Origin of the sequence: Labrenzia sp. THAF35 (assembly GCF_009363595.1) — a bacterium.
In the GTDB taxonomy this organism is placed as follows: domain Bacteria; phylum Pseudomonadota; class Alphaproteobacteria; order Rhizobiales; family Stappiaceae; genus Roseibium; species Roseibium algicola.
Genome location: NZ_CP045380.1, coordinates 635,873 through 661,025, shown reverse-complemented (window position 1 = coordinate 661,025; position 25,153 = coordinate 635,873). Strand labels below are relative to the sequence as shown.

Below are 25,153 nucleotides of genomic sequence, written 5' to 3'. Positions count from 1 at the left end.
CGGCATGAGATAAGGTCGTTTCGGTCAGACAGTTCGACGGAAACGGCTTCTTTGTTTTCAGGATGTGAACAGGTTTTCCCGATGCCGGCCGAGCGCAATTTCAGCATATGGATCGACCGTCTTTCCAGCGGTTGCTGACGGTGGTTTCATGAAGGACGCCGGGAGCGCATCTACTGTCGTGGAACGCGACGGCAAACAAAAGTCAGGGTCGTCTTCCTTGAACCGTTTCAATGCGATCGCAAAGCGCTTCTCGGGATTTGCCCTGATCTCCGGCATAGGCTGGTGCCTGGATTTCCTGACCATGGCAACGCTCACGCAAAGTGGCCTGCCCGTGTTCTGGGCAAACTTCATCGGTGCCTTCTGCGGCGTGACCTTCGTTTTCTTCGTTGCCGGCAAGCACATCTTCGAGAAGGCGGGCAACAGGTCGACGACAGTGCTCCTGGCGCTCTACTGGATCTGGCAGGTTGTCGCGGTAACCGCTGCCTCGGCTCTGACGGCCGGGTTGAGCTGGGCTTTGATGTCGTTGCTGGTCACAGTTGACGGCACTGCCTTCGTTACCGGTTTGGGACTGAAGCCAGTGACCTTGTGCGGGGTCACGGCCAAGATGCTGGTCACGCCTTTCACCCTTGTCGCGAATTTCTTTTTCATGCGGTTTCTGCTCGAACACCGCAAGTCAGATTGAGGTGGCCTTCATGACCGGCCGGGTTCTCGTTTTCATTCCCTGCTACAATTGCGAAGCGCAGATCCCGCGTGTGCTGAAGCAACTGGAGGCACCGGAAGTTCAGGCTGTCGTTGATGGTGTCCTGTGTGTCGACAACCGGTCGACGGACGGCACGCGCGAGGCGGCGCAGGCTGGGTTGGCGAAACTCGGATATGCCGAAACGGCCCTGCTGCACAACGACGACAATTACGGTCTCGGCGGTTCGCACAAGGTCGCGATCAATTTCGCGATGGTGAACGGCTACGACTATCTTGTGGTGCTGCATGGTGACGATCAGGGCGCGATTGCCGATCTCGTGCCGCATATCGCGGCCGGCCGTCACAAGGATCTCGATTTCCTGATGGGCGCGCGCTTCATGAAAGGCTCCAAGCTGGAGGGTTATTCCTTGCTGCGCACGGCGGCCAACCACACCTTCAACCTGATCTTTTCGGCAATCAGCGGCCAGCGCCTTTTCGACCTCGGCTCCGGACTGAACTTGTTCAAGGTTGAGGCCTTCAAGTCCGGCTTTCACCTGAAATACGCCGACGACCTGACGTTCAACTATTACCTGATCCTGGGTGTTGTCCGGAACCGGTTCCGGCTGGGGTTCTTTCCGCTCACCTGGCGTGAAGACGACCAGATATCCAATGCCAAGCTGAGCAAGATGGGCTTTCAGCTTCTGCGCATTGTCAGCTTCCGTTTGTTCAAGCCGGCCGCTTTCTTTGCGACCGATCACCGGCAGACACCGCGCGCCGCCTATCCCTCGACACGGATTGCCTGAGGTGAGGTCTGTGCGGACATCCTCACACTTGCGGCAGGCCAGGTTGCCGGCCGGCCTTGCCCTGCATTACGCGGTCCTGTTCCTGCCGTTTGGTCTCGCGGTCTGGTGGCTGGCCGAGCAGGGGCTGGGTGAGCTTGCGGGCAAGCCGTGGCAGGCGCTCTTTGTTGCAGGCGGCATCTATCTCGGCTCGCATTGTGTGCGGGCTGTTCGTCTTGCAATCATGGCCTCGCGGCTGCTCGGCATTTCCGGGCGCTCCAGCGCGCTGCTGCATCTGGTGACCAGCCCGGGTGCCCTCGTCATTCCCTTCAAGCTTGGCGAGATCCTGAGGCTGCACCAGCTCTGGTATCTGGGCAAAAGCTTTCCCGGTGCGCTGATCATCATCCTTCTGGAGCGGTTTTTCGACGGATTGATGATCCTCGTCCTGCTCGTCGTCGTTTATGCCTACCACGGTCCGCTGGCCACCGGGCCTATGGTCCTTCTGGCCGTCACCGGCCTTGCAGTGCTGGCGGGCCTTGTCGTCTTCGTGCTTGGCCCCGGCATCCTGCGGGCCGTGCAACATTATGTGGTTCTGAACCACCGGAACCCGAATTCCCTGCGGCACCTGGGTCAGCTGGACGGATTGCGTCAGATCACGACACGTGGGGCCGATCTTTTCCGCGTACAGGGACCGGTGCTGCTGGTCATGTCCATGGTCATCTGGGGCCTGGAAGCCCTGGCGGCGACTGTGCTGGCATACACCTCCGCCAATTTTGTCGAAACCAGCGGGATCGTGCTTCTGGCCGAGCGGGTGTTCGAGGGGCCAGTTGCCAGTTTCCAGGGCGCCATCGGCGCCTGGAGCAGCCTGTGTCTTCTGTCCCTTGCGCTGGTCTGGCCGCTCGCCATGTGGATCTACCTTCCGCGAGTGCGCAACGAACCGCTACGTGCCCAGAACAGGACCGGTGCCTTATGACGAAAGCACTTTCCGTAATCCTAGACGACCGGGATCCGCCGGCAGAAAGCGTGCGGGCCGCGCTTGGCGAAGTCCGGTTCTCCGACATCATGCGCCGCCGCCAGACACTGGCGAAAGAACTGACGGCCATGTCCCTGGAGGCCGGTGCGGAAACGGTGGAACACCTGATGTCGCCTGAAAGCGGTGTCGAGCTTGCAGACCGCATCCGCGACCGGGGCGACGCCGCAATCTATCTGCGCGTGCCGCTCTGTCTGCCGCCGCTCGATCCGGAAGGCTTTTCGGTGCTGGTGCGCAAGGCCGGATACGCCTTGAAGACCATGCTCGCCAGCCCGGTCATCGATGATGAGGCCGTCGCCGTTCTGTTCCACGCCGAAGCCGCGTCGCTTCTATGTGCGGAAACGCCTGAGGCCCGCCGTCTCCTGCTGCTGTCGTTGCGCGATCGTACCGAGATCATCACGGACCACGCCCGCTTCATCGATATCCGCGAGCCGCGCAACCTGATGCTGTTTCTGTCCGGTGCGACGGAACTTCGGCATTTTAATTCCGCCCGTTCGGAAGACAGCGTCTTTCACAAGCAGTCCACCGACATTGCAAAAATGCGTGCCGAGCACGGCTTCTTCCATGCCGCACCGCCTGAACTGCAACGTTTCCTGCTGCCCACGTTCGGGTTCTGGGAAGACGGCAAGACGGCCGGCTACCAGATGGAGCATCTGGCGATCCCGGATGCGGCGTTGCAATGGGTGCATCACTCGTTCACGGAAGGTGATTTCAAGGTCCTGCTCGATCAGATCTTCACCTACCTGAACGCAAGAACGCCGGGAAAGAAAGACCGGGCGCGGGCCGAAACCCAGATCCTGGAAAAACTGGACAAGCGGCTAGCGGGGTTCCTGGAGACGGAGCGCGGCAGACAGACCAACCAGATTCTGGAAAAAGCCGGCCCGCGCGGTGGTTTGCCCGACATGCTGGAGCAGGCACGCCCCTTCATTCGAAAGGCGGTCGGCACGACGGATCAGCTGGTGTTTTCCCATGGCGATCCGTGCTTTTCCAACGTCCTGTTCGACAGGCGGATCGGGTTGATGCGGCTGATCGATCCGCGTGGAGCGTTGTCCGCGGATGATGCGATGATGCATCCGCTTTATGATGTCGCCAAGATCAGTCACTCCATTCTGGGCTGCTATGACTACGTCAACAACGGCTTGTTCCGCGTCTATCTGAACAAGGAACTGCGGTTGGAACTCGACTGGACGATCGCGCCTCCCGCGGATTGGGCCGAGCGGCACTTCTGCGACAGGCTGGAGGCGGAAGGCTTCGACAGCGCCCATGTGCGTGCGGTCGAACTGTCACTGTTCCTGTCGATGCTGCCGCTTCACACCGACCACCCCGACAAACTTGTCGGCTTTGCGCTGATCGCGGCCTCGATCCTCGATCAGCTTGAAAGCGGACAGAAACGGCAGAGAAAGGCCAGCTGATGAGCGGCGTAGTAGCGATTACGATGGCCGGGATGGGCAGCCGTTTCACCAAGGCGGGCTACGACCGTCCGAAGTATGAAATCGAGGCGCTCGGCCGACCCCTGTTCGACTGGTCCATGCTCTCGATGGAGGCCTACCGCGAGGCGGGCTGGTCGTTCTGCTTTGCCGTGCGCAGCGGATTGAACGCACCCGATTTCCTGATAGCCCGCTGCAAGGCGCTCGGCATTCAGGTTGACGGCATCGTCGAGCTTGACGAACTCACCGACGGCCAGGCGACAACAGCTCTGGAACTTGTTGCCACGGCTTCGGAAAACCAGCCACTCGCCATCTTCAACATCGACACTTATGTGGCGCCGGGTGCGATGAAGCCGGCAGACCCGGCGGTTTGTGCCGGGCATGTGCCGTGTTTTCCCGGACCGGGTAACGGCTGGTCCTTCGCACGCACCGATGCGGATGGACGTGTGGTGGAGCTTCGCGAAAAGGAACGCATTTCCGATCATGCGACCGTCGGCCTCTACTGGTTCGACAGCGTCGCCCGCTACCGGGACGTCTATGCCCGCTTCTTCCGCAACAGCGGCGAGGAGAAGGGCGAGCGCTACATCGCGCCGATGTACAACCAGATCATCGCGGACGGGGCGGCTGTCTCCATCAGTCAGCTGGCGTTCGAGGATGTCGGAATGCTCGGTACGCCGGAGCAACTGGAGGCGTTCATCGCCTCTCCGCCGCCTTCCGCAGCAAAGTGGACGATTGCCAAATGATTGCCCTTTCGACTTATGCCTTTGCCATCTTGCTGTTTCCGGTACTTGTCGCAGTCTGGTATTTGCGAAAGGACTATGCCTCCGGCTTTATCGGCTTGCTTGGCCTGTTGGCCGCGGGTGTGCTGATTGCCGTCAGCGCGACGCTGCCGCACCTGTTCTTTGATCACGAGCGTTACCTGCACGACCTTTGGACCGCCTTCGATACGGCAAACAAATCTGCCTATGGTCAGGCCTCCAGCGTCGATTATTTCAGTCCGATCGGACCGGTCTATGACTGGGTTTTCCGGATAGCGGTCGAGCTGCGCCCGCAGGATGCGACTTCGGTTCCCCTGGCAAGTGCCATATTCGGGCTGGGAACCTTCGTTCTGGCGGTTCTCACTCTGACGCGACAGGTGAGTTTCGGCACGCTTGGCCTCGTTCTGCTGGTGGCGGTCGCGACAGTCGTGACACCGCGCGAACCGGACATGATCTTTGCCCAGACCAGCATGAGCTGGCTTGCTCCCTATAACCGTTGGGCGGCGGCCCTTGCAGCTGTTGTAACAGTGGCGTTTTGCTGTCCTTCGGGACGCAGGGGCGTGCCGGAGGCTTTTCTGCTGGGCTTTTCAATTGCCGTCGTCTTTCTGATCAAGGTTACATTCGGCGCTGCCCTCGTAGGCTTGCTGGTCGCGGCAACGGTGTTCCGGAACGTCTCGATCAAGCATGCTGTTGTGGTCTTGATCGGCCTTGCGGCGTCGCTTGCGGCCGCAGAGCTGGTGACGGGCCAGGTCACCGCTAACCTCGCGGACATCAAGACCGTCTCCGGATTTGCCAAGGAAACCTGGCGCATCATCAAGCTGATTACCCAGCTTGGGGAGGCTGCGGTCTGGGCCATCGGCAGCGCTGTGCTTTATCTCCTGCTGTGCGAAAACAGTGCTGAACCCAAACGCTTCACACCCGTCGTCCTGATCCTGGTCGCCGCTGCCATGGCCTGCGTCATTCTCATGCAGAACCATTGGCTGTCGGAAAGCCCGGTCTATGCCATGCTTCCGATCATCGCCGCACAGTGGGCCGGTCTTTTCCGCAAGGGGGATACAGCGGCGGTCTCCGTCGAAAGGCAGTCGAAGGCCCTGACGCTGAAGATCCTGTCGGTCCTCACCATTGCGATCGCCCTCATCTATCCGGCCCGTGATGGCGGTGCCATGGTCGCGCAATTCCTGCAAAGCCGGCAGTATCCGGCAGACGAACGGCTGGCCAACACCGGGCAGGCAGGCTTCGTGCTGCATCCGCGCTGGCTGGAACAGCCTGATGAGGAAGTAACCGTCGACTACAACAGGATGCTGGATGGTTTCAGCCTGCTGCAGGAAGTCGGGGCTGCAGATCCGGATGCCGGGCCGGTACTGGCACTCAACTTCGCCAATCCGTTTCCGGCCCTTCTCAACAAGCCTTCACCCGCCAGGGTGCCGATCTGGTTCCACAATGGCAGAACCTTCTCCAATGAGATCCACCAGCCGGAAGAAGAGTTCTTCTCCGATGCGGAATTCGTGATCCTGGGTCATGGCGACCCGTCCGGAGAAGCGCTTTGGGAAATCTACCGGCCGTATGTGCAGGAGCACTACGAAGAAGCTGCCAGCAGCCCTTCCTGGACCGTCTACCGAAAGAAAGGTCAGGACGGTCAGAACCTGTAACACCGATAAATCGGCCGGCTCACAGCTAGACAGGCTTCGCGGTCAGCCGGCTGCGAAGCCTGTTTTGACGTCAGTTTTTCGGTGCGTTGTCGAGCAGGGTGTCGATCTCCGATTTTGACATGCGGACGAACTCGTCCGGCCGGATGGCGCGGTCGTCTACATAAAATCCTTCATGTCCGCACCAGGGCTTGCCGACGAAGATCTCGTCATAGGGAATGTCGTGCTTTTGCAGCCACTCGATGATGATCGGCACCGTGTGCGCCGTGATCTTGCCGACATTGTTCTCATGAGTTCGCATGTTGCGTGCGGTCTGGATCACGATCTCGAAGCCCTGTTCCTTGTACTCCCGCAGCTTCTCGATGAGGGGCAGGTTCGGTGAGACGTTCCTGTAGTCGGACGTGTCTGCCAGGGTCAGGGTTCCGTCCAAATCGATAACAAGGCGCTTTATGGGTTCAACTCCCCGCTGGTCCGGCTTCTCAGAAGCCGGAAGGTCATGAAAATTGTTGTTCGGGGTGTTGCTATATCCAAAAATCATCAAGGCCGAGTAAAGCGCCCCTCCGTCTGTCGTCTCGCCGTCGTGATCGGCTTTTATGATCAAGATGAAGCCAGGGTCGTCGCATTGTCCGGCACCTGAAATTCGCAACGCTGTCACATGCCCGTAATACCCGCCCGTTAGAACCCGCTTTGCACACGTGTGCAAAACATGTTTATTCTTTCCACATGGCACTTCCGGGAGGGAGGTGTCGCAACACAGACAGCAGGCGAAATACGATGAGCATTCTCGTTTCCAAACTGCGCCAGTCCACAGCGGCTGCCGTCCTGGCTCTCACCACCGCGGCTTTTGCCGGAGACGCCCTGGCAAAAGACCTCACCATCACCGTCTGGGCAGGCGGTTCCAATGACAGCGACGTCTACCGTCTCGATGCTATCGAGATGGCGGCAGACATCCTGTCCCGCGAATATGCGATTGCCGGTGAAGACCTGAACATCACTGTCGAAAAGAAGCGTGACTTTGCCGGTTGGGAGGAATTCAAGCAGGCCGTGACCCTGGCCGCTGAAGCCGGCAGCGCCCCGAATATTGTTGTGACCAGCCACCTGGATATCGCTCCCTGGAGCCAGTCCGGCCTGATCGTTCCTGTCGAGGATTATGTCGACATGGACACCTGGCCGATCAACAACATCTACGAAAACCTGCTCGATATCACGACCTACAATGGCGTCGTCTACGGTCTGCCGCAGGATGCCGAAAGCCGCCCGTTCTTCTTCTGGCGCGAAACCATGAAGAAGATCGGTTACACGGATGAAGAGATCGACGCGCTTCCGGCCAAGGTCGAAGCCGGCGAATATACGCTCCAGAACGTACTGGAAGACGCCAAGAAAGCCGTCGACATGGAAATCGTCGAAGAAGGCTACGGCTTTTATCCGCGCGTTTCCAACGGGCCGGATTATGCCCAGTTCTACCAGTCCTTCGGCGGCGAACTGATGGACAGCGAAACCGGTAAACTGATCCTCGACAAACAGGCGATGACCGATTTCTACCAGTTCTTCGTGGATGCTGTCGAAGCGAAGGTGACCCGCAAGAACCACATCGGCACCGAGTGGGACCAGTGGTATGCGGAAGTGGCGTCCGGCAAGGCGGCCCTGTGGCACGGCGGCACCTGGCACTATGCCCGCTATACCGGTAAGGAAGGCCTGGACGATTTCTTCGGCAACATCCAGTTCTCGCTCATTCCGGCAGGCAATGAAAACGGCCAGGCCAACACCATCACCCATCCGCTGGCCTATCTGCTCACCAAGCAGGATGACGAAGACGATATCGAGATCGCCGCACAGCTGATCAAGATCGCGTCCGAACCGCGCATCAACACGCTGCACGCGATCAAGTCTGCACACCTGGGCATTGCCCGGGAGCAGTCCAACATCGAGCTTTACGCCAACGACCGTTGGGCGGCCGAAGCGACCCGCCGCCTGCTGCCGCACGCCAATGCACAGCCGAACAACCCGAACTACGGCAAGTTCTCGGAGATCATGTTCAAGGGGCTGGAAACAGCCTGGACCGGCACGAAGTCTCCGGCTGACGCAGTTGCCGAAGTGGAAGCGGAAATGACCGCCGTGCTCGGCGACGACCTGATCGTCCGCTAAGCCATCCATCCTCCATCTGCCTTGCCGGGCGGTCCGCCGCCCGGCTCACATTTCAAGGGGACAAGATGCGACGCGCGCACCTGCTCGGGCTGGGGTTCATGGCCCCTGCGCTCTTCATCATTGTGTTTCTGTTTCTGGCGCCGGTGGCGCTGACAATGATGTTTTCCTTCACCAGCATGAGTTCCGGTACCGGCATTTCCTCCGGCGGTGCCTATGAGGTTACGGAACGCACGATCCGGATGCTCAAGGACCAGGGGTTTCCGGAAGCCACGGCAGATCGTCTGGCCGAGGACACCTACAAGATCGACGCGGCCGGTATCGCAGCCGTCGAAGCCGAATACGGCAAGGCCTTCGCGCAGGAGATCGAAGCCAGTTTGTCCGGCAAGAGTTTTGCCGGCCGGCGTGACCTGGAGCGCGAACTGAAGCGCCTGAAGGAACGCCCGCGCTCGACACGCGATCTGAAGAAAGCCGCCGATCTCTTCAAGCGCTCGATCCTCAACACGCGCTTTGAAACGGAAGAAGCTTTTATGACGGGCATTGGCGAGCTGGGGCTCGGCCTTCCGGAAAGCGAAACCGACCAGCTTGCCAGGACCGCCTACACCGGCTGGGTCTGGACGACGGAAAACTACAGCCTGATCGCCTCGCTGCCGTCTTCGCTCCGGGCGGCCGGCAACACGCTGATCTACGTTTCGCTGACGCTGTCCTTCAACATCGGATTTGGTCTCTTCCTGGCTGTGACGACCTTCTATCTGCCGGCCGCGGCCGCAACCACATTCCGGACGATCTGGTTCCTACCGCGCATCCTGCCGCCCGTCATCTACGTGATGATGTGGAAATGGATGGCCTGGGACACCGGTTTCCTGTCCAGCTTTCTGGCCAATTTCGGCGTGCCGCCGCGAAACTGGATGCTGCATTCGGACATCAATGCCTGGGTGGTTGTCATCCTCATCAACGGTTTCGTCGGGGCGTCGCTCGGCATGATCCTGTTTTCCAGTGCCATCAAGGCGATCCCCGAAACCATGCTGCATGCAAGCGAGGTGGATGGCGCCAATCGCCTCCAGCAGATCCGCTACATCATCCTGCCGCAGCTCAGATGGCCGATCCTGTTCACCACCGCCTATCAGACGCTCTCCTTGCTGACGTCCTTCGACTACATCTACCTGTCGACGGACGGAGGACCGGGCAAGGCAACCGAAGTGTGGGCGCTCTACACCTTCCACACCGCGCTGAACAACTATGGCGGCGTTCTGCAATACGGTCTCGGGGCTGCGCTGGCGATGGTCCTGGTGGTCATCGGCATTGCCGCATCGCTGATCTATCTGCGCCTCTTCAATTTCAACGAACTCGTGGCCAAGCCGCGTATCGAGCAATAGGGGAGAGACGGACATGAGACCCAACTTCCGCGTCTGGCCTGTCCTGGTGCTGCTCAGCATCCTGTCGCTGCCACTGGTGCTAATGTATTTCTACCTGGTGGTGGACACATTCACCGACACCACGGCAGGTTCACTCCTGCCGGACAGCTTCACCCTCGAACACTGGAAATTCCTGTTCGAAACGCCTGAAACCGGACGGGCAAGCATCTGGCCGGTCACGGCCAACACCTTCCTGTTTGCCGGTTCCACCAGCCTGATCGTGGTGATGGTGTCGCTGACGGCAGGCTACGCTCTGTCCCGATTGAACATGCCGTTCCGCAAGTTCTTCCTTGGCGGCGTCCTGACCCTGCACGCCTTCCCGACAGTAACCCTGATCATCGCCATCTTCCTGATGCTGCAGATGAGCGGCCTCTACAACACGCTGATCGGCGTGATCCTGGTGAAGACGGCTCTGGAGCTGCCGCTTGGCATCTGGATCATGAAGGGCTTTTACGACACCGTGCCATGGGAAATCGAAATGGCGGGCATCACCGACGGCGCCAGCCGCTTCACCGTGTGGTGGAAACTGGTTCTGCCCCAGGTGCAGCCCGGCATCGCTGCTCTGGCGCTGTTCTCCTTCCTGGAAGCCTGGAAGGAATTCATCCTGCCGCAGGTTCTCGCCCCCAGTGGTGCGTCGCAGGTGCTGGCGACCTATCTCCAGAACATCATCGCGGACGACCGCAAGCCGGACTTCAACCTCTTCAAGTCCATCGGGCTGTTCTACGCCCTTCCGGTCATTTTCATCTACGTGGTTTTCAACCGCAAACTCATGAACATCTACGGCGGAGGCACGAAAGGCTGATGCGTATCGCACTTGAAAACTTCACCAAGAAATTTGGTGAGACCACCGTCATCGACAACATGTCCCTGACGATCGACAGCGGTGAGATGCTGGCCCTGCTCGGGCCTTCCGGCTGCGGCAAATCCACGACGCTGTTTGCCGTGTGCGGCATTCACCGCATGGACAGTGGCCGTCTTCTGTTTGGCGAAAGGGAGGTCACGACCGTTCCCTCGCAGCAACGCAACGTCGGCGTCGTATTCCAGAACTATGCGCTCTACCCGCACATGACCGTCCACGAGAATATCGCGTTTCCGCTGAAGGTGCGCCGGGAGAACAAGGCCGATATTGACCGCAAGGTCCAGGAGATCGCCAGTCTCGTCCAGATCGGAGAGTTGATGGCGCGCCGCCCCGTGCAGCTGTCCGGTGGACAGCAGCAGCGCGTGGCCCTGGCACGGGCACTGGTCCGTGAGCCCGACATTCTGTTGCTCGACGAGCCTCTGGCAAACCTCGATGCGAAACTGCGTCTGGAAATGCGCTCGGAGATCCGGCGCATTCAGCAGGAAACCGGCATTACCGCGGTGCTTGTTACCCACGATCAGGTCGAAGCCATGTCCATGTGCGACCGGATCGCGATCATGAAGAAGGGCGAGATCGTCCAACTGTCCAGCCCCTCGGAAATGTATGACAACCCCTCGTCGGACTTCGTCGCAGGCTTCCTCGGCAATCCGCCGATCGCGTTTCTGGACGGAGCCACGGAAGATGGTGGTTTCCGCCTGGCAAACTCGAAGGTCAAACTGCCGATCCCGTCCGGCATTGCAGCCCCCGGTCACGGCGCACCGATGCGTCTCGGCATTCGTCCGGAGTTCTTTCAGCCGGACCACCCGCTGAAGGTGACCGGAAAGGTCAGCTTCGTCGAGATCCAGGGCCGGGAAGAGCTTTACGACGTCACCCTGGAAAACGGTGCCGTGCTGCGGTCGATCCAGCCGCATGGCGGCAATTACAAGCTGGGTGACGAGGTCACCTGGGGCATTGCGGAAGACCGCATTCTTGCCTTTGGTCCGGACGGCGGCAGGCTCTGATGGAAACGGCATTGCAAGCTTTCAGGCCGGGCCGCGCCTGGCTCGGCGAACCGAGATCCGTTCCGCTTTCCATCGCCCACCGTGGTGCCAGCGCCTATGCCTTCGACAACACCTTGCGGGCATATGAAATCGCCCATGAGCTTGGGGCGGACATGTGGGAGGTCGATGTTCGGCTGACCGTGGACAGGGTCCCGGTTGCCTTTCACGATGAAGACCTCAAGGCAATCTGCGGACTTGACCTCAAGGTTGCCGACGTGACCGCCGCCCGGCTGCAGGCTCTGACCGCCGAGTCTGGCCGTGAAGCCCCCCTGTTCTCGCAGATTGCCGGGCTTGCAGCCCGTCTTGGCGCGGGCATCTATCTGGATGCCAAGGAAGGCGAAGCGGCCTCGCTGGCCATCGCGGAGCTTCTGGCCCACCGGATCGAGCGGGTGATCGTTGGCGCAAACACGTCTGACTATGCATCCGAACTGATCGCTGGCGGCTGTCCCTATCCCGTGTCCATCCTGGTCGGGGTGGGCAAGGATCCTTTTCCGATTGCCGATCAGTGCGGCGCCGAAATCGTCCATCCCTGCTGGGAGCGTGCGGGGCAACGGCCGGACCGTTTGCTGGATGAAGCGTTCTTTGCCAGGGCAAGAGACCGCGGCCTGCCGGTCGTGACCTGGCATGAAGAGCGTGTCGATGTGGTCGAAGCTCTGGTGAAGATGCCGATCCTCGGTATCTGTTCGGATCAGCCGGAAATGGTCGCAAGGTTCGCCCGCTCGACTGTCACAAGCCCGGAAATTGTCTGCCACCGCGGGGCCTGCAAGGTGGCTCCGGAAAACACGCTGGCTTCGGCAAAGGCTGCCTGGGCAGCAGGTTTCGACTATGTCGAGATCGATGTCCAGGAAACGGCGGACGGACAGCTTGTCGTCCATCATGACGCCACGCTGGACCGAACCACCAGTGGCAGTGGTGCAATCACGGAAAAGACGGGTGCGGAGTTGGCATTGCTGGATGCCGGCCGCAAGTTCGATCCGTTTTTCGAAGGAGAAAGCATCCCGCCCGTGTGTGCGGTTCTGGAAACGGCACTGCGAATGGGCGGCAAGCTCTATGTCGAGCTGAAACAGGCGGATCCGCATCAAACAGTGTCCAAGGTACTGCGAATGATGGCGGCCGAGGACGTGTTCTTCTGGGCTCATGATGTCGGGAGACTGCGGGCCATTCACGATGCCTTTCCGCAAGCGAAACTGATGGTGCGGGCGGAGGATTTCGAGTCCCTCGACACGTGCCTCTCCACCTTCCGTTCCGGGATTGTCGAATTCAATGCGACGAATGCCGGTCCGGCAGCCTTTGACGCGGTGAGGGCGGCCGGGCGCAAGGCGATGATCGCCTACATGGGCAACGACCCTTCCGAGATCAAACGCCTGCTGGCCTTGAAGCCGGATCTCTTCAACGTGAATGAGCCCTTTCTCGTCGCCCGGATGCTCGGTAAAAGCATATAAACGGAAGAAACATGCCTGACGTTCCTGGTCACAAGAAAACAGTCAATTCCTTCGACGTCGCTCGCCTGGCGGGCGTGTCACGTTCGGCTGTTTCCAGAACCTTCACCGACGGTGCCAGCGTCTCCAAGGAAACCCGGGACAAGGTGATCGCAGCCGCGCGTCAACTCGGTTATCGGGTCAACGTGCTGGCCCGCTCGCTGCACAAGCAGAAGTCCGACCTGGTGGGCGTCGTCGCGGCCGATCTCGACAATCCGTTCCGCTCGGAGCAGATAGACCTTCTGTCCAAGGGGCTGCTGGAATGCGGGTTCAGGCCGATCCTGCTGCGGGGAGAAAAATCGACGGATGTTGCCGACCTGATCGGGTCCCTGCTGCAATACAGTGTCGCCGGGGTCATCGTCACGTCCGATACCCCGCCGGAAGAGATCTGCATCGAATGTCTTGAAAACGGTGTGCCTCTGGTGGTGGTCAACAAGCGTGACCCGGGAGCCCCGGTCGACCGGGTCGTGACCGCCTTCGAGGACGGTGGCCGGAAAGCGTATGAACACCTGATCGCAAGCGGGTGCCGAAAGCTGGCGGTCGTCACGCCGGAACGCTCGTCCTTCTCCATCAACGGCCGCGCGCTCGCATTCGAACAGGCGGCCAATGACGGTGGTGTGCCGGTGATACGGATCGCCTGGGGCGCACAGACCTATGACGGCGGACTGGCGGCCGCGGAATTCGTTCACCGGGTGCGCAGCGAGGTCGACGGCGTCTTTTGTACAGCTGACTACCTGGCGCTTGGGGTACTTGATGGCCTGCGCCACATCCACGGGCTGCGCGTGCCACAGGACATTCAGGTGGTCGGCTACGACGACATTCCCCAAGCCGCGTGGAAGGCTTACGACCTGACCACCTTCTCCCAGAGCCGTCATGACCTGTGTGAGGCGACGCTCGATCTGCTGATGCAACGTCTGGAAAACCCGGATCTGCCGCAGCAGGTCAGGGTATGCGACGTACATCTCGTTCAGCGGGCAACCACCCGGGGGCTAGCCGGCGATTGAGCGAGGTGCTGGTGCAGGGGCACCAATCGAACTGCTGCTGCTCAACAGCATGTTGGATTAGCAGCGCCGGTCAGCTGTTGGGCACCATATCCGGCCTTTCTCCGAAGGGCTGTCCCGTGCCAAGCTCCGGAGAAATCTGGAGCAGATGATGAAAAGCATTCTTGCAACGATCGATATTGAAACCGGGACGGAAACCGTTTTGTACGAAACGGATCGCCATCTGGAAGCGCCCAACTGGACGCCTGACGGGGCCGCACTGATTGTGAACGGTGGTGGCCGGCTCTACCGCTTCCCGCTCGACAATCCGGCGTTGATCGAGATCGACACAGGCTTTGCCAAAGCCCTCAACAATGACCACGGCCTATCACTGGATGGAACGATGCTGGCGGTCAGTGACGGGACAGAGACAGGGGAAAGCTGCATCTACACGTTACCTGTAACGGGTGGCGTGCCACGGCGGATTACTTCGCAGACACCATCCTACTGGCATGGCTGGTCACCGGACGGAGCGACACTTGCTTACGTCGGCAAAAGGCCGGAAACCGGCGACACCTTCCAGGTTTTCACCATTGGCCTGGACGGTGGCGCGGAAAAACAGGTCACCCGTGACTTCGGCCATTGTGACGGACCGGACTATACACCTGACGGCAATTGGATCTGGTTCAACGGTGAAAGATCGGGATCTGTTCAGCTCTGGCGCATCAGGCCGGACGGCAGCGACTTGCAGCAGATGACAAGCGACGAGCGGGTCAACTGGTTTCCGCATCCTTCGCCCGACGGCAGGTTTGTTGCCTATCTTGCCTATGAGGCTGGCACGACGGGACACCCGGCCAATCGGCCGGTTGAACTTCGCCTGATGTCTGCCGACGGTGGTACTCCGCGTATCCTGCGGTCACTCTTCGGCGGGCAGGGAACGCTCAATGTTCCCTCCTGGGCCCCGGACAGCAGGCGCTTTGCCTATGTGAAATACGAGCCGTGACGGGACAGATGCGCGAGCGCTAGCGGGAGGCGGGCGGCACAAGCTGTGCATCGGCGGCTGTGGTCAGTCTCCGGACGCCCCACCGCAGCGTAACCGCAAGGCTGGACAGGATGATGAGCCCCAGGCCGACAAGTTGCAGTGCGCTGATCAGATGGCCGTAGGCAAGAGCATCCACCAGCACCGCACTGGCCGGATAAAGGAACAGCAGCACGGCAATGACAGGCGTCGTCAGTTTCGGCAAGGCCTTGTAGAGTACGACATAAACACCGCCTGTATGAACGAGGCCGATGATCGCCAGCCATCCCCATTGGTCTGCCGATAGGGTCAGTGGACCGGCCGGGCTGAAGGCTGCCAGCATCAAGGTGCCGGTGGCAAACTGAACGGTGGCAAGTTGTGGAGCGGAAATTCCCGTCAGTCCCTTGGCGATGATTGTCACGCCGGCATAAAGAAATGCGGCCGCCAGTGTCGCGGCGAGGCCAAGGAAATAGGACCGGTCTGCCGTCAGTTCCATTCCGCTCAGCCCGGTGGCCAGTGCAAGGCCGACCAGAGCGAGACCGATCCACAGGAGAGTGACCGCCTGTAGCCTTTCCCGAAAGACGAAGGCGCCCAGAACCACCACGAGAAACGGCTGGATGTGGAACGTGATGGTGGCAACGGCAATGCCGGTTCTCTGAATACCTTCGAAGAACAACACCCAATTGCCTGCCATCAGAACGCCGCTGGCAACAGCCATGGCCAGGATGCGTGGCGATAGTCTGGCAAGCCGGGCAAGATCACCCCGATACCAGCAGTAGAAAGCCAGGGCCAGGCCTCCGATCGCACATCGATAGAAGGCAACGGTAACGGGGGCCGCACCACTTTCCAGAACACACAATCCGATTGTACCAAGCAGGGTCTGCGCCGCGATAAGACCGATCATGCCTTCCATCTGTCTGGTCATGGGACGTGTCCTGACTGGCGGCGATTGCACACCGCAAACTGATACAACATCGACGCATTTCCGCCGCTGGTCTGTAAATTGAGGCCTCTTTCATTGTTTGGTCAAACGATATAATCTGAATATACTTGTTGAAAATATTGAAGAATAATGCAGCTCGATCACGCTCTTCTGCGAACCTTTCTCGCCTGTGTCGACGCGATGAGCTTCTCTCGCGCGGCAACGCGCGTGCACAAGTCACCTGCGACCGTGTCCATGCAGATCCAGCGACTGGAAGACCGTATCGGCAAGCTGCTGTTTGTGCGCGATACACGCAACCTAGCGCTCACGCGTGCTGGAGAGGAGCTGGAAGGTTACGCCAGACGGATCCTGCGCCTGCATGATGAGGCGGTGGAAGCCTTTCGCAGGCCCGACATGGAAGGCACGGTCACCATCGGTGCGCCGGACGATTACATTGCCGCCATGCTGCCGGATGTTTTGCGACGGTTCGCAAGCTTGTTTCCACGTGTAGAGCTGAATGTCGTCTGTGCCCAGTCGACGGCACTGCTGCCGCAGGTCGATGACGGCAAGATCGACCTGGCGATCGTTACGCGTACGGGCGGCACGGAAGGGCGTCTGATCCGCCGGGAGCCGATGGTCTGGATCAGCTCTCGCGATGGTCAGGCGCTGGAGCGAGACCCGCTTCCCGTAGCCCTTTACGAGCCTGGCAGCCAGGCTCGGACAGTGACCCTGGCGGCGCTGGGCCGCAGCGGCCTGCGATACCGCTCCGCCTATTCCAGTTTCAGCCATTCCGCGCTGGTCACGCTTGTCGAGGCGGGCCTTGCCGTTGCCGCCGTCGTGCAGATGGCGGTTCCCCCAACAGTGGAACATGTCGATCAGGACCGAGGTCTGCCGCCACTGGAGCCTCTGGACATCATCCTGGTACGCAGCAAACGGGCTGAATCCAGAGCATGTGAAGCCCTGGCAACAGCCCTCCTGGAAGGGGAGGTGAAAACGAGATGAACGGATGTCCTGAAAGTACAGGACAGGCATCGATCAATCGTCGTCCTTCAGCCCGTCAAAAGCTGCCAACGCTTCAGCGCCGTAGATCATGGACGGACCTCCGCCCATATAGACAGAGACGCCGATTACTTCGAGGATCTCGTCCCTGTTCGCGCCGAGGCGTGCTGCGGCACGAGCGTGGTAGGCAAGGCAGCCGTCGCAGCGCGCGGTAATGCCGATGGCCAGCGCGATCAGTTCCTTGGTTTTTGCGTCGAGCGCGCCGGGAGCAGTCGCGGCTTTCGCCAGGGATCCGAAGCCTTTTGCAACCTCCGGAATGCCTTTGCGCACGGCGGCCATGCGTTCATCGGTTTGTGCAACGAATTCGTTCCAGTCGGAAACGGCCATACATCATCTCCATGTTGCCGGAAATCACGTCAGGCAGCCTAGGCGCGGACCGCAATACAGGCGTTGATGTGGCTCAAGCTTTGGTTGGGAGAGGATGACTTTTGAGCCCGGGCAGCAAACGCCGCCTGAAACCGGGACAAAGCAATGGGCGCGGAGCCGATGTTGGTGACCAGACGGCGCCCATCGTCAATTTCAGCTCATGCGCAGTCTCAGTGAGCCGTCATTTCATGGACGATCTCCTCTCCGTTCAACGCCGCCGGGTAATAGGTCGGCCAGTTGGTCAGTTCCTTGAGGATTTCCTGCCGGTCTTCACCCCAGTAAAGATGATAGTGATCGGACTTCGACGGTGCGATCCGGTGATCGCTGAACTGGATGAAGGCCGGGGCACTGTCATCACCTGCGGTTTTCCTGAAAATGAAGCGGACGCCGCGATTGCCTTTTTTGTAGTTCAGGATCTCGAAGCCATCGGCAATGTACTGCCCTTCGAAGGCGCCGGCTTCGGTCTGGAAGGTCACGCTGTCCGCGCCGATCACGATCCGGTCGACATCGGTGCGATAGCCCGTCTCGTAGTAGGCTTTGTACTCTTCAGCCGACTTGCTGCCATGTTCGGCCTTGTGCGCCATGACAGGATCGAGTGTTCCATCCTGAAGGTATGGATAAACGGATTGCCATTCGCCTTGCCAATCGGTGAGCTGACGCGGCTGAATCTGGCTGTCCTCGAAGTAACCCTTGTAAATCTGCCGCTCGGCATCACTCGAGTGATCGTGTGAATGCTTGTGCGAATGGTCGTGTTTAGCCGAGTTGTCCTTGGCTTCCTGCGCCTGGATGGGAGCGGCCACGAGAAACGACGCTATGAGCGCACATGCGCCCGCCAGTCTGCCAAACCGAGATTGCATGGATCTGATCCTCTGCTGATTGGGGGAGGGAAAGTATCAAATTGATTCGTAATGTTATTACATTACTAAAACTGCCTAACGCAACCCACGTGGCCAGGCAATGTCAAAGTTACAATTTCCAGCCAGCCAGCCAGCCAGACAAGCAGCCACGCCGCGGAGTGTGAGATAATCAGAAGGGGGAAAGAGCGGGGTGTTCTTCTTGGGAAGACGCGCCTTCTGAAGGACAGCCGTCCGCAACAGGGCGTACACGCCTGATAGCGAGTTGTTCGCTTCGTTTGAAAAGGGGCTGTAGATCGCTTCCGGGGATCAGGATCCGGGCAGGGCCTTCTCGATCGCGGCGGTCACGTCCGATGAAGTCGGCGGCACAGGCGTCGGGAACCAGGCAAGGATGCTGCCGTCTGGCCCGACGAGATACTTGTGGAAGTTCCAGTAGGGGCGTGCCGTGGGGCCAAGCTCGCTTGCGGCCCATCGATAAAAAGGATGGGCCTTTTCGCCTTTCACGACCGTCTTGGCGGCAAGTGGAAATTCGGCACCGTACTTGGCTTCGCAGAATTTTGCGATGTCGCCGTCGGCGCGTGGTTCCTGGCCGCCGAAATCGTTGGACGGAACCCCGAGCACAAGCAAGCCGCGGTCCGAATAGGTTTCATGCAGCTTCTGCAAGCCGGCCAGTTGCCCACTGAAGCCGCATTCTGTTGCCGTGTTGACGATCAGAATGGCCTTGCCGGCATAATCCTTGAGCGCAATCGGTTCGCCATAGGGCATTTCGAAGGTGAAGGCATGGGCCAACTGAGCTGCTTCGCTTTCGCCCTCGAGATCCTTGGCTTGAGCAACGGCACAAAGGCACGTTGCCGCCAGACACCAGACGAAAGAAAGAAGCCGGTACATTTCAACACCCTCACGCTTTGGCAATGATACGCGCCGGGGCTGGCAACAGATCACCGCGTGTGTGCCGCAGTACCTGAATGCCGGTTACCTTCTGTCGGCCGTTACCCGCCGCGGAACCCGGAACTCGACCGGCTGCCGAACCCGCCACGTGAAGCGACGGAAGTCCTTGTCTGGACTTTTGCCGGCTTGGGCGGTGTCTTCACCGCATCGTCATAGGTACGCCAGCTGCCGCCGCCATAACTGCCGACGTAATAGCCGCCGGATGTGTAGTAGCGTTTGCTGCCGCGTTCCGGATAGACCGGGCGCACGTTGCTCTGGATCAGTTGGTTGGTAACGGCGCCGGTCAATGCCCCTGCCAGGAAATAACCTGCCGGAAACGGCGTGTAGTAGGAAGATCCGTCGGTGGCACTGTCGTAGGCGCAAACGTTGTTGCCGTGTTGCTCGTTACACAGGTTGACGGTGTCATAGCGTGGTCCGGAGGCCTTGTGGATTGACTTGCCGGCGGTAATTGCCTCGACACAAACCTCGTCCGGGACGTAGCTGTCGGCGACACATTCCGCCTCGGTCTTGTAGACCCGGCCATCCAGCGTCGGTTCGTCCGAGCAGCCTGCAATGGTCACGGTCGTCGTTGCCATGACCACCAGCTTGATCGACTTGGAGCGTTTCATGAATTTTCTCCCGACCTTCAAACGGTCTGATGAAATGCTTTGCGTGATACGGTTCGGGGCATCAGCGCAGGGCGGCCCGTACCGCCTCGGTCAGTAGGTGATGCAGGCGGCGTTCAGCAGGCCGACTGTCAGCGAAATGGCAGCAAGATTGGTGCTGATCGCCATTTCACCACCCTTGATCCGGTCCGTGACCTTCGGGAAGAACCGGCGGAAGACCTGGTAGACCACAAGCTGTGCGGCACAGGCGATGATGCCCCAGATGATGAAGTCGATGATGCTCACGGAATTCGCCGCGGCGCTGGCCAGAGGCAGCGAAAAGCCGAGGAAGGCTGCGCTGAAGACCACCGAAGCGGCAACGTTGTTTTCCTTGATCAACGCCATTTCGTCATGCGGGGTCATGACGGTATAGATTTTCATGAAAATCAGCAGCATGACGATGGCTGTAATGAAATAGGCAATAAAAGGAACGATGCCTGAAAGGGACGCCTGAAGGTCTGCCATATTGGTCTCCACTATTCAGTTCAGACAGAAAAATTGTGCCGCTCAAGCGGGAAGCCTAGCATGAACGCGACGCTGCGTTCCGCATTTTCCGGCTCTTCCATGTTGACGAGCAGCATTTCGTCCCGGCCGTCCTGCAGGGGGCGGGCAAAAAGCATGGCGGTCTGGAAGATCTTGCGCCTTCCGCGGCCTTCGCGGTCGTCGCACACTTCCTCCCAGTAGGTCATCGGATCTTCCGGCGCAGTCGACGTATCGAACCAGGCCCGCTCGAAACGGTAGTCGCGATCTTCGCCCGGCAGTGAAAAGCTCGTCTGACGGATCGCGGATTTCACCCGGTTCCACTCGGTGTCGCCGGTCGGGTACTGCACGTCATAGAAGTACCACAGCATGATCTCGTCGACCCGCTCGTCGTTCTTGCCGTCGCCGCCCTGAAACTGGATCAGGAAGCGGTCGTCGTCAGGATAGAAACGATGCATGTGCGATTGTTCGCCAAGGTCGCAATGCCCCTGGGCGGTGATCATCAGCGTGGTGTCGGGACGTTCGATCAGACTGTCGGCAGGCAGCAGGCGAAGCGCGATCGGATCGAAGGAAATGCCTCTGCCGATGGTCAGACCGAGAACTTCCGGCGGCTGCCAGCCTTTGTCCTTCTTGTTAAACAGTGATCCGAACATCAGCTCCCCCCAGACCGGCCGTGATCTCGCCCGCCGCGAGACGTTTGTTGGCGAGATAATAGATCGAGCCGCCAGTCTTCAACGTCTTGGGGAAAGGTCTGAACAGGAAATCCGGATCGTCCGGCTGGGAAACCGCAATCAGCGTACCTTCGGCGCCTGAAAGGGCCTGTTCCAGTTTGTCGGTTTCGGTGCCGCCACCGCTTTGGACGATGGCCGAATAAATGGTCGCGCCGAGGCCCGCTGTGGACAGGGCCATCAGGATCTGACCCGCGCCGGGGTCCTGCGCAGCGCGTACCAGTGCTTCGCAGGCGTTCGACACCACCGGTTCGATTCGCGCAAGGTTGCCTGCGCGCCGGGCGGTGTCGCGGTCCTCGAAATAGGCCGCAATGTGAACGGTCTCGTTAAGTTCGCGAATGGCAAGGCAGGTGTTGAAGGTTTCTGCATCCGAGCCGGCGTAGACCAGCACTTTCTGCGCGCCTGGAATGGCCGCACGGCGCAGCGACTGCAGGGCGTCCATGCGTTCGGCCCGGATCAGCCGCACGCCCTCCGGCACTTCCACGTTCTTGGAGTCCGCAAGCAGAATGATCTTGTCGTCTCCGTCCTGGCCGGCAACCAGGTTCTCCACCATCAAGGGTGTCTTGTCCCGGTGATAGCCGACAATCACCGTGGCGTTCTGCACGCGCTCATAGTTTCCGTTGCCGTCAGCCATACGCCTCACTCCTTCCACAAGGACACCCGTCAACCGGCCCAGGACGGCCGAGAAAATCAGCAACGCACCCGGAAAGAACCAGAAGGCGGCCACCATCCGGCCTGCTTCCGTCGACGGAGACAGGTCGCCGTAACCGACCGTCGAGGCGGTTGTCGCGGCAAAATAGATGAAGGTCAGCGGATTGCCCGTCAGGCCTGTTTCACCAGCCAGGAAAAACAGGATCCACGAGATCACCATATAGGCGCATATCAGCGTCGCAAGCAGCCAGAGCTTGAGCTCGAGGACGTGTTGGTAGAGCCGAGAAATGATGAGTTGCAGGATTGGCACCGCTGAAATTTGCCCCCTGTTTCGGTCGCCGGCTACTCTGACCAGAGCCCGCCCTATTGTCAATTCGGCATAGCTTTCCGAATAATCGCTTGAAACGGCTAGACGGGGCTTCTACTTGTTCGAGGCCGGATCCCGGCACCGGATTTGAAATGGAGGGCTTTGGATGAGTACGCGGCAATCTCCCTGGACACTTGCGGAGCTGAAGGAAGCTCTGGAGCAATCGGATTCCTTCGCGGCAGGTGAAATCAGCTGCACGGTGAGTTCCGATCAGGCCGGCGTGCTGGAAGTCCAGCTTCACTCGGCCGGTGAAATCACCCTGTTCATGGTTGTCGGCGAAACCCAGATCCTGACGTCCACGGTTCTGTGGCCTTGCGATGCCCAGGAGGACCCGGCCTCCTTCGAGGCGATGATGCTGCGCAATCACAAGAAGCTGCTGCCGCTCTGCGCCCTGTCCATCGATATGATCGACGGACGCGAATATTACGAGCTCTTCGGCGCCATGTCCGTGCGCTCGACACTGGATTCGGTCGAGACGGAATTGCGCACCATCGCCAACAGCGCTCTGGAGCTGGCCGCCGACGTCGGTCCCAAGGCCGCTGCCTGATCCCGCCGCCAATTTGAAGAAGGACATTTGAAAATGAGTGTTTGGGGCAAATTGATTACGGCGTTCAAGGGCCACGCCCACAATGCCGCGGAATCCGTTCAGGACGCCAACCTGATGACGATCCTGGAACAGGAAATCCGCGAAGCAAAACAGGCGATCGGTGCAGCCAAGGACGAAAAGGCGCGCATGGCGGCCAACCGCAAGCTGAAGGAAAAATCCGTCGCCGAACTGATGACCGAAATCGAGCGGCGCACGGAAGCAGCCCGCAGTGCCAAGGCACAGGGCGACGAACCGCTGGCCATCGAGATCATCGAGAGCGTGCTGAAACTGCGGGACAAGGCGGAAGCCGACCAGGCTCTGTTCGATCAGTACAAGTCCACCGAAGAGCGCATGGACAGCACCATTCGCCAGTCGATGAACAAGATCGAGACCCTGCAGCGCAAGATGGAAAGCGCAAAGGCCAACGAAGCGTTGATCAAGGCCCAGAAGGCGGCGTCCACCAACACCACGGCTTCCGACGGCCGGCTGGCCAGTGCGGTCGACAGCCTCGCACGTCTGGAACAGCGCCAGGCGGAACAGCAGGCCATGCTGGAAGCGGCTGAAGAAGACGCTCGCCTGGAAAGCGGCGCCGATCTGGAAGCCAAGATCAAGGCCCTGGAAAATCCGGCCCGCAACGACGTGCAGGCTCTTCTGGCGAAACTCTGACGCCCCGCCTGCACCATGAAGCGGATCGCAGTTCCTGAAAGACCGGGGTGGAAGGAAGAAGCCGAGCGCCTCGGCTTCGGCTTTCACACCATGTACGGCGCACCGTACTGGGACGAGACCCACGCCTATCAGTTCACTCTGCGCGAGATCGAGGACGACCTCGAGGATCCCTCGCAGGAGCTCTACGGCATGTGCCTCGATCTGGTTGATCGGGCTGTCCGTGACGACAGTCTCATGGACCAGATGGCGATCCCGGAAAAGTACCGCTCCTGGATCCGCAATTCCTGGGAGCAGCAACAGCCGTCGCTTTATGGTCGCTTCGATTTCTTCTACGACGGCAGCGGGCCTGCGAAGCTTCTCGAATTCAATGCCGACACGCCAACGGCGCTTTTCGAAACCGGCTTCTTTCAGTGGATCTGGCTGGAGCAGCAGATGGCGGCTGGCGTTCTGCCGACCGACAGCGATCAGTTCAACTCCGTTCAGGATCGCCTGATCGAGCGGTTCGCTGCCATGTTCGCGCCCGGCTATCACATTCACTTCGCCTCATCGAAGGATCACGACGAAGATCGTGCAACCGTGCGCTATCTGGAAGACTGCGCGCGACAGGCGGGGCTGATACCGCATTTTGTTGCTGTGGAAGAGATCGGGTTCGACGGCGAGGGCCGGTTTGCCGACGCCGACAGTTTCGTGATCGACGCCCTGTTCAAGCTGTATCCCTACGAAGACATGCTGCGCGAGGATTACGGCCCCTATCTACCCGATGCGCCGATACAGTTGCTTGAGCCACCCTGGAAGGCCGTGCTGTCGAACAAGGCAATCCTGCCGCTGCTCTGGCAGATGTTTCCGGACCATCCGAACCTGCTGCCGTCCTACTTCGAGGGGGAGGCGGATGAGGCATTCCTGAAGGGCCCGCATGTGCGCAAACCTTTCTTCAGTCGGGAGGGTGCCAACATCACGGTGCGCGGTCTCGGATCTGAAGAACTCAGCACACCCGGCGGGTATGGCGCGGAAGGCCACATCCTGCAGGCCTATGCGGAACCGCCGAAATTTGGCGACGACTACGTCATGATCGGTTCATGGATTATTGGCGGCCAGGCATCGGGCATCTGCCTGCGCGAGGACAAGGCACCGGTGACGCAAGACCTGTCGCGGTTTGTGCCGCATGTCATTCTGGAAAGCTGATTGCCGAAAACGCGCTGGTGGACGGGGTATGGTTGGATGTGAAACCGACCTGGCGGCCGGGCGCGACCGTTTTTTATGGGTCGTTCTTGTTTTCGTGCGCCTCACGGCCGCCGGTCGGTTCACAGGCAGGCTGTGTCAGCCCGCCCTGAAGTGAAACCCGGTATCAGGACCGGCCGGCGGCAACTGATCTCGGCGGTGCCATGCCGTCATCCTGTTCCTGTCCGAAAAACGTTCCACCAAGCTGTCCGCCGGCGTTGGACTTGTCAGCGACCCGCTTGATCTTTTCTGCCTCCTGTTCGGCTTCCTTGCGAAGCTTCGGGCTGAGGTCGTTCATGGAAAGGTCCATCTGGTCCTCCTGTGTTGGTTATGGGTCCATGGAATAAACGGAGCGCACACAGGATGGTTCCTTCTCCAGCCCGGAGAGGGGAGCGGCGGAACGGATTTCTGGAC

Annotated in this window: 27 protein-coding genes; 17 read left to right on the top strand and 10 right to left on the bottom strand. The window is 59.8% G+C overall.

Annotated elements, in window-relative coordinates:
* Positions 1-148 precede the first annotated feature (148 nt).
* From FIU93_RS03090 to FIU93_RS03065, 6 genes are read left to right on the top strand one after another with little or no spacing between them, the layout of a single operon-like run.
* On the top strand, positions 149-682 hold the full coding sequence (locus FIU93_RS03090; protein ID WP_152504807.1) for a GtrA family protein: 534 nt from the start codon (positions 149-151) through the stop codon (positions 680-682).
* A 10-nt stretch (positions 683-692) separates the two neighbouring features.
* The gene (locus FIU93_RS03085) at positions 693-1,481 is read left to right on the top strand and encodes a glycosyltransferase family 2 protein (protein ID WP_022998945.1); all 789 of its coding nucleotides are present in this window, start codon (positions 693-695) and stop codon (positions 1,479-1,481) included.
* A gap of 10 nt (positions 1,482-1,491) precedes the next feature.
* The gene (locus FIU93_RS03080) at positions 1,492-2,430 is read left to right on the top strand and encodes a lysylphosphatidylglycerol synthase domain-containing protein (protein ID WP_173017254.1); all 939 of its coding nucleotides are present in this window, start codon (positions 1,492-1,494) and stop codon (positions 2,428-2,430) included.
* Positions 2,427-3,899 carry a hypothetical protein gene (locus tag FIU93_RS03075; protein ID WP_152504805.1) on the top strand — a complete coding sequence of 491 codons (1,473 nt, stop codon included), beginning with the start codon at positions 2,427-2,429 and terminating at the stop codon, positions 3,897-3,899. The genes FIU93_RS03080 and FIU93_RS03075 overlap by 4 nt, the downstream gene beginning before the upstream one ends.
* Complete coding sequence (locus FIU93_RS03070) at positions 3,899-4,657, top strand: glycosyltransferase family 2 protein (RefSeq protein ID WP_077290970.1); 759 nt, start codon at positions 3,899-3,901, stop codon at positions 4,655-4,657. Before FIU93_RS03075 ends, FIU93_RS03070 begins: the two co-directional genes overlap by 1 nt.
* Complete coding sequence (locus tag FIU93_RS03065) at positions 4,654-6,321, top strand: hypothetical protein (protein ID WP_152504804.1); 1,668 nt, start codon at positions 4,654-4,656, stop codon at positions 6,319-6,321. Before FIU93_RS03070 ends, FIU93_RS03065 begins: the two co-directional genes overlap by 4 nt.
* 70 nt (positions 6,322-6,391) lie before the next feature.
* On the opposite strand, the gene FIU93_RS03060 is transcribed toward FIU93_RS03065, so the two are convergent.
* The gene (locus FIU93_RS03060; protein WP_230057641.1) at positions 6,392-6,919 is read right to left on the bottom strand and encodes an HAD hydrolase family protein; all 528 of its coding nucleotides are present in this window, start codon (positions 6,917-6,919) and stop codon (positions 6,392-6,394) included.
* A gap of 173 nt (positions 6,920-7,092) precedes the next feature.
* Here FIU93_RS03060 and FIU93_RS03055 point away from each other — a divergent pair, with 173 nt between their 5' ends.
* The 7 genes from FIU93_RS03055 (at position 7,093) to FIU93_RS03025 (ending at position 15,235) form a co-directional block, all read left to right on the top strand.
* The gene (locus FIU93_RS03055; protein WP_022998939.1) at positions 7,093-8,463 is read left to right on the top strand and encodes an extracellular solute-binding protein; all 1,371 of its coding nucleotides are present in this window, start codon (positions 7,093-7,095) and stop codon (positions 8,461-8,463) included.
* Between the two features lie 65 nt (positions 8,464-8,528).
* Entirely contained in the window at positions 8,529-9,836 is a 1,308-nt protein-coding gene (locus FIU93_RS03050; protein ID WP_075284627.1) for a sugar ABC transporter permease, read from the top strand.
* Between the two features lie 13 nt (positions 9,837-9,849).
* Complete coding sequence (locus FIU93_RS03045) at positions 9,850-10,677, top strand: carbohydrate ABC transporter permease (protein WP_022998937.1); 828 nt, start codon at positions 9,850-9,852, stop codon at positions 10,675-10,677.
* Positions 10,677-11,735: an ABC transporter ATP-binding protein gene (locus FIU93_RS03040; protein ID WP_152504803.1), complete on the top strand. Its 1,059-nt coding sequence runs from the start codon at positions 10,677-10,679 to the stop codon at positions 11,733-11,735. Before FIU93_RS03045 ends, FIU93_RS03040 begins: the two co-directional genes overlap by 1 nt.
* Entirely contained in the window at positions 11,735-13,216 is a 1,482-nt protein-coding gene (locus tag FIU93_RS03035; protein ID WP_152504802.1) for a glycerophosphodiester phosphodiesterase family protein, read from the top strand. The genes FIU93_RS03040 and FIU93_RS03035 overlap by 1 nt, the downstream gene beginning before the upstream one ends.
* An 11-nt stretch (positions 13,217-13,227) precedes the next feature.
* Complete coding sequence (locus FIU93_RS03030) at positions 13,228-14,256, top strand: LacI family DNA-binding transcriptional regulator (RefSeq protein ID WP_152504801.1); 1,029 nt, start codon at positions 13,228-13,230, stop codon at positions 14,254-14,256.
* A gap of 148 nt (positions 14,257-14,404) precedes the next feature.
* Positions 14,405-15,235: a TolB family protein gene (locus FIU93_RS03025; RefSeq protein WP_152507480.1), complete on the top strand. Its 831-nt coding sequence runs from the start codon at positions 14,405-14,407 to the stop codon at positions 15,233-15,235.
* A 19-nt stretch (positions 15,236-15,254) separates the two neighbouring features.
* On the opposite strand, the gene FIU93_RS03020 is transcribed toward FIU93_RS03025, so the two are convergent.
* Positions 15,255-16,175, bottom strand: coding sequence for a DMT family transporter (locus tag FIU93_RS03020; RefSeq protein WP_152504800.1), 921 nt, complete (start codon positions 16,173-16,175; stop codon positions 15,255-15,257).
* Between the two features lie 147 nt (positions 16,176-16,322).
* On the opposite strand from FIU93_RS03020, the gene FIU93_RS03015 reads away from it, so the two are divergent.
* Positions 16,323-17,174 (top strand): LysR substrate-binding domain-containing protein, encoded by an 852-nt coding sequence (locus FIU93_RS03015; RefSeq protein WP_152504799.1) that lies wholly within the window; start codon positions 16,323-16,325, stop codon positions 17,172-17,174.
* Between the two features lie 33 nt (positions 17,175-17,207).
* Here FIU93_RS03015 and FIU93_RS03010 read toward each other — a convergent pair whose 3' ends face one another.
* The 7 genes from FIU93_RS03010 to FIU93_RS02980 all read right to left on the bottom strand — a co-directional run bounded on the left by FIU93_RS03010 (position 17,208) and on the right by FIU93_RS02980 (position 22,212).
* Complete coding sequence (locus FIU93_RS03010) at positions 17,208-17,558, bottom strand: carboxymuconolactone decarboxylase family protein (RefSeq protein ID WP_022998930.1); 351 nt, start codon at positions 17,556-17,558, stop codon at positions 17,208-17,210.
* 209 nt (positions 17,559-17,767) lie between these two features.
* Positions 17,768-18,454: a metal-binding protein ZinT gene (locus FIU93_RS03005; protein ID WP_152504798.1), complete on the bottom strand. Its 687-nt coding sequence runs from the start codon at positions 18,452-18,454 to the stop codon at positions 17,768-17,770.
* Positions 18,455-18,760: 306 nt separating this feature from the next.
* Positions 18,761-19,339, bottom strand: a complete 579-nt coding sequence (locus FIU93_RS03000; protein ID WP_152504797.1) for a glutathione peroxidase — start codon at positions 19,337-19,339, stop codon at positions 18,761-18,763.
* 101 nt (positions 19,340-19,440) lie between these two features.
* Positions 19,441-20,007 carry a DUF1190 domain-containing protein gene (locus FIU93_RS02995; RefSeq protein ID WP_022998927.1) on the bottom strand — a complete coding sequence of 189 codons (567 nt, stop codon included), beginning with the start codon at positions 20,005-20,007 and terminating at the stop codon, positions 19,441-19,443.
* Positions 20,008-20,097: 90 nt separating this feature from the next.
* Positions 20,098-20,508: a DUF350 domain-containing protein gene (locus FIU93_RS02990; protein ID WP_022998926.1), complete on the bottom strand. Its 411-nt coding sequence runs from the start codon at positions 20,506-20,508 to the stop codon at positions 20,098-20,100.
* 20 nt (positions 20,509-20,528) lie between these two features.
* A complete protein-coding gene (locus FIU93_RS02985; protein WP_022998925.1) occupies positions 20,529-21,176 on the bottom strand; it encodes a DUF2491 family protein in 648 nt (215 codons plus the stop codon).
* Positions 21,157-22,212, bottom strand: coding sequence for an ion channel (locus FIU93_RS02980; protein WP_022998924.1), 1,056 nt, complete (start codon positions 22,210-22,212; stop codon positions 21,157-21,159). Before FIU93_RS02980 ends, FIU93_RS02985 begins: the two co-directional genes overlap by 20 nt.
* 163 nt (positions 22,213-22,375) lie before the next feature.
* On the opposite strand from FIU93_RS02980, the gene FIU93_RS02975 reads away from it, so the two are divergent.
* Genes FIU93_RS02975 through FIU93_RS02965 form a run of 3 tightly spaced genes read left to right on the top strand, consistent with a single transcriptional unit; the run spans position 22,376 to position 24,703 of the window.
* The gene (locus FIU93_RS02975) at positions 22,376-22,816 is read left to right on the top strand and encodes a DUF2170 family protein (protein ID WP_022998923.1); all 441 of its coding nucleotides are present in this window, start codon (positions 22,376-22,378) and stop codon (positions 22,814-22,816) included.
* A gap of 33 nt (positions 22,817-22,849) precedes the next feature.
* The gene (locus FIU93_RS02970) at positions 22,850-23,521 is read left to right on the top strand and encodes a PspA/IM30 family protein (protein WP_022998922.1); all 672 of its coding nucleotides are present in this window, start codon (positions 22,850-22,852) and stop codon (positions 23,519-23,521) included.
* Positions 23,522-23,536: 15 nt separating this feature from the next.
* A complete protein-coding gene (locus FIU93_RS02965; RefSeq protein ID WP_152504796.1) occupies positions 23,537-24,703 on the top strand; it encodes a glutathionylspermidine synthase family protein in 1,167 nt (388 codons plus the stop codon).
* A 163-nt stretch (positions 24,704-24,866) separates the two neighbouring features.
* Here FIU93_RS02965 and FIU93_RS02960 read toward each other — a convergent pair whose 3' ends face one another.
* Positions 24,867-25,049 carry a hypothetical protein gene (locus FIU93_RS02960; RefSeq protein ID WP_022998920.1) on the bottom strand — a complete coding sequence of 61 codons (183 nt, stop codon included), beginning with the start codon at positions 25,047-25,049 and terminating at the stop codon, positions 24,867-24,869.
* Positions 25,050-25,153: the final 104 nt, after the last annotated feature.

Bases quoted from the DNA above. Each gene is read 5' to 3' on its own strand.
- FIU93_RS02970 (WP_022998922.1), top strand. From the start codon at position 22,850: ATGAGTGTTTGGGGCAAATTGATTACGGCGTTCAAGGGCCACGCCCAC.
- FIU93_RS03090 (WP_152504807.1), top strand. From the start codon at position 149: ATGAAGGACGCCGGGAGCGCATCTACTGTCGTGGAACGCGACGGCAAA.
- FIU93_RS02990 (WP_022998926.1), bottom strand. From the start codon at position 20,508: ATGGCAGACCTTCAGGCGTCCCTTTCAGGCATCGTTCCTTTTATTGCC.
- FIU93_RS03050 (WP_075284627.1), top strand. From the start codon at position 8,529: ATGCGACGCGCGCACCTGCTCGGGCTGGGGTTCATGGCCCCTGCGCTC.
- FIU93_RS03015 (WP_152504799.1), top strand. From the start codon at position 16,323: ATGCAGCTCGATCACGCTCTTCTGCGAACCTTTCTCGCCTGTGTCGAC.
- FIU93_RS03055 (WP_022998939.1), top strand. From the start codon at position 7,093: ATGAGCATTCTCGTTTCCAAACTGCGCCAGTCCACAGCGGCTGCCGTC.
- FIU93_RS03020 (WP_152504800.1), bottom strand. From the start codon at position 16,175: ATGACCAGACAGATGGAAGGCATGATCGGTCTTATCGCGGCGCAGACC.
- FIU93_RS03010 (WP_022998930.1), bottom strand. From the start codon at position 17,558: ATGGCCGTTTCCGACTGGAACGAATTCGTTGCACAAACCGATGAACGC.
- FIU93_RS03075 (WP_152504805.1), top strand. From the start codon at position 2,427: ATGACGAAAGCACTTTCCGTAATCCTAGACGACCGGGATCCGCCGGCA.
- FIU93_RS02965 (WP_152504796.1), top strand. From the start codon at position 23,537: ATGAAGCGGATCGCAGTTCCTGAAAGACCGGGGTGGAAGGAAGAAGCC.
- FIU93_RS02960 (WP_022998920.1), bottom strand. From the start codon at position 25,049: ATGGACCTTTCCATGAACGACCTCAGCCCGAAGCTTCGCAAGGAAGCC.
- FIU93_RS02995 (WP_022998927.1), bottom strand. From the start codon at position 20,007: ATGAAACGCTCCAAGTCGATCAAGCTGGTGGTCATGGCAACGACGACC.
- FIU93_RS03000 (WP_152504797.1), bottom strand. From the start codon at position 19,339: ATGTACCGGCTTCTTTCTTTCGTCTGGTGTCTGGCGGCAACGTGCCTT.
- FIU93_RS03045 (WP_022998937.1), top strand. From the start codon at position 9,850: ATGAGACCCAACTTCCGCGTCTGGCCTGTCCTGGTGCTGCTCAGCATC.
- FIU93_RS03005 (WP_152504798.1), bottom strand. From the start codon at position 18,454: ATGCAATCTCGGTTTGGCAGACTGGCGGGCGCATGTGCGCTCATAGCG.
- FIU93_RS03070 (WP_077290970.1), top strand. From the start codon at position 3,899: ATGAGCGGCGTAGTAGCGATTACGATGGCCGGGATGGGCAGCCGTTTC.
- FIU93_RS02985 (WP_022998925.1), bottom strand. From the start codon at position 21,176: ATGTTCGGATCACTGTTTAACAAGAAGGACAAAGGCTGGCAGCCGCCG.
- FIU93_RS03040 (WP_152504803.1), top strand. From the start codon at position 10,677: ATGCGTATCGCACTTGAAAACTTCACCAAGAAATTTGGTGAGACCACC.
- FIU93_RS03030 (WP_152504801.1), top strand. From the start codon at position 13,228: ATGCCTGACGTTCCTGGTCACAAGAAAACAGTCAATTCCTTCGACGTC.
- FIU93_RS03035 (WP_152504802.1), top strand. From the start codon at position 11,735: ATGGAAACGGCATTGCAAGCTTTCAGGCCGGGCCGCGCCTGGCTCGGC.
- FIU93_RS03025 (WP_152507480.1), top strand. From the start codon at position 14,405: ATGAAAAGCATTCTTGCAACGATCGATATTGAAACCGGGACGGAAACC.
- FIU93_RS02975 (WP_022998923.1), top strand. From the start codon at position 22,376: ATGAGTACGCGGCAATCTCCCTGGACACTTGCGGAGCTGAAGGAAGCT.
- FIU93_RS03065 (WP_152504804.1), top strand. From the start codon at position 4,654: ATGATTGCCCTTTCGACTTATGCCTTTGCCATCTTGCTGTTTCCGGTA.
- FIU93_RS03085 (WP_022998945.1), top strand. From the start codon at position 693: ATGACCGGCCGGGTTCTCGTTTTCATTCCCTGCTACAATTGCGAAGCG.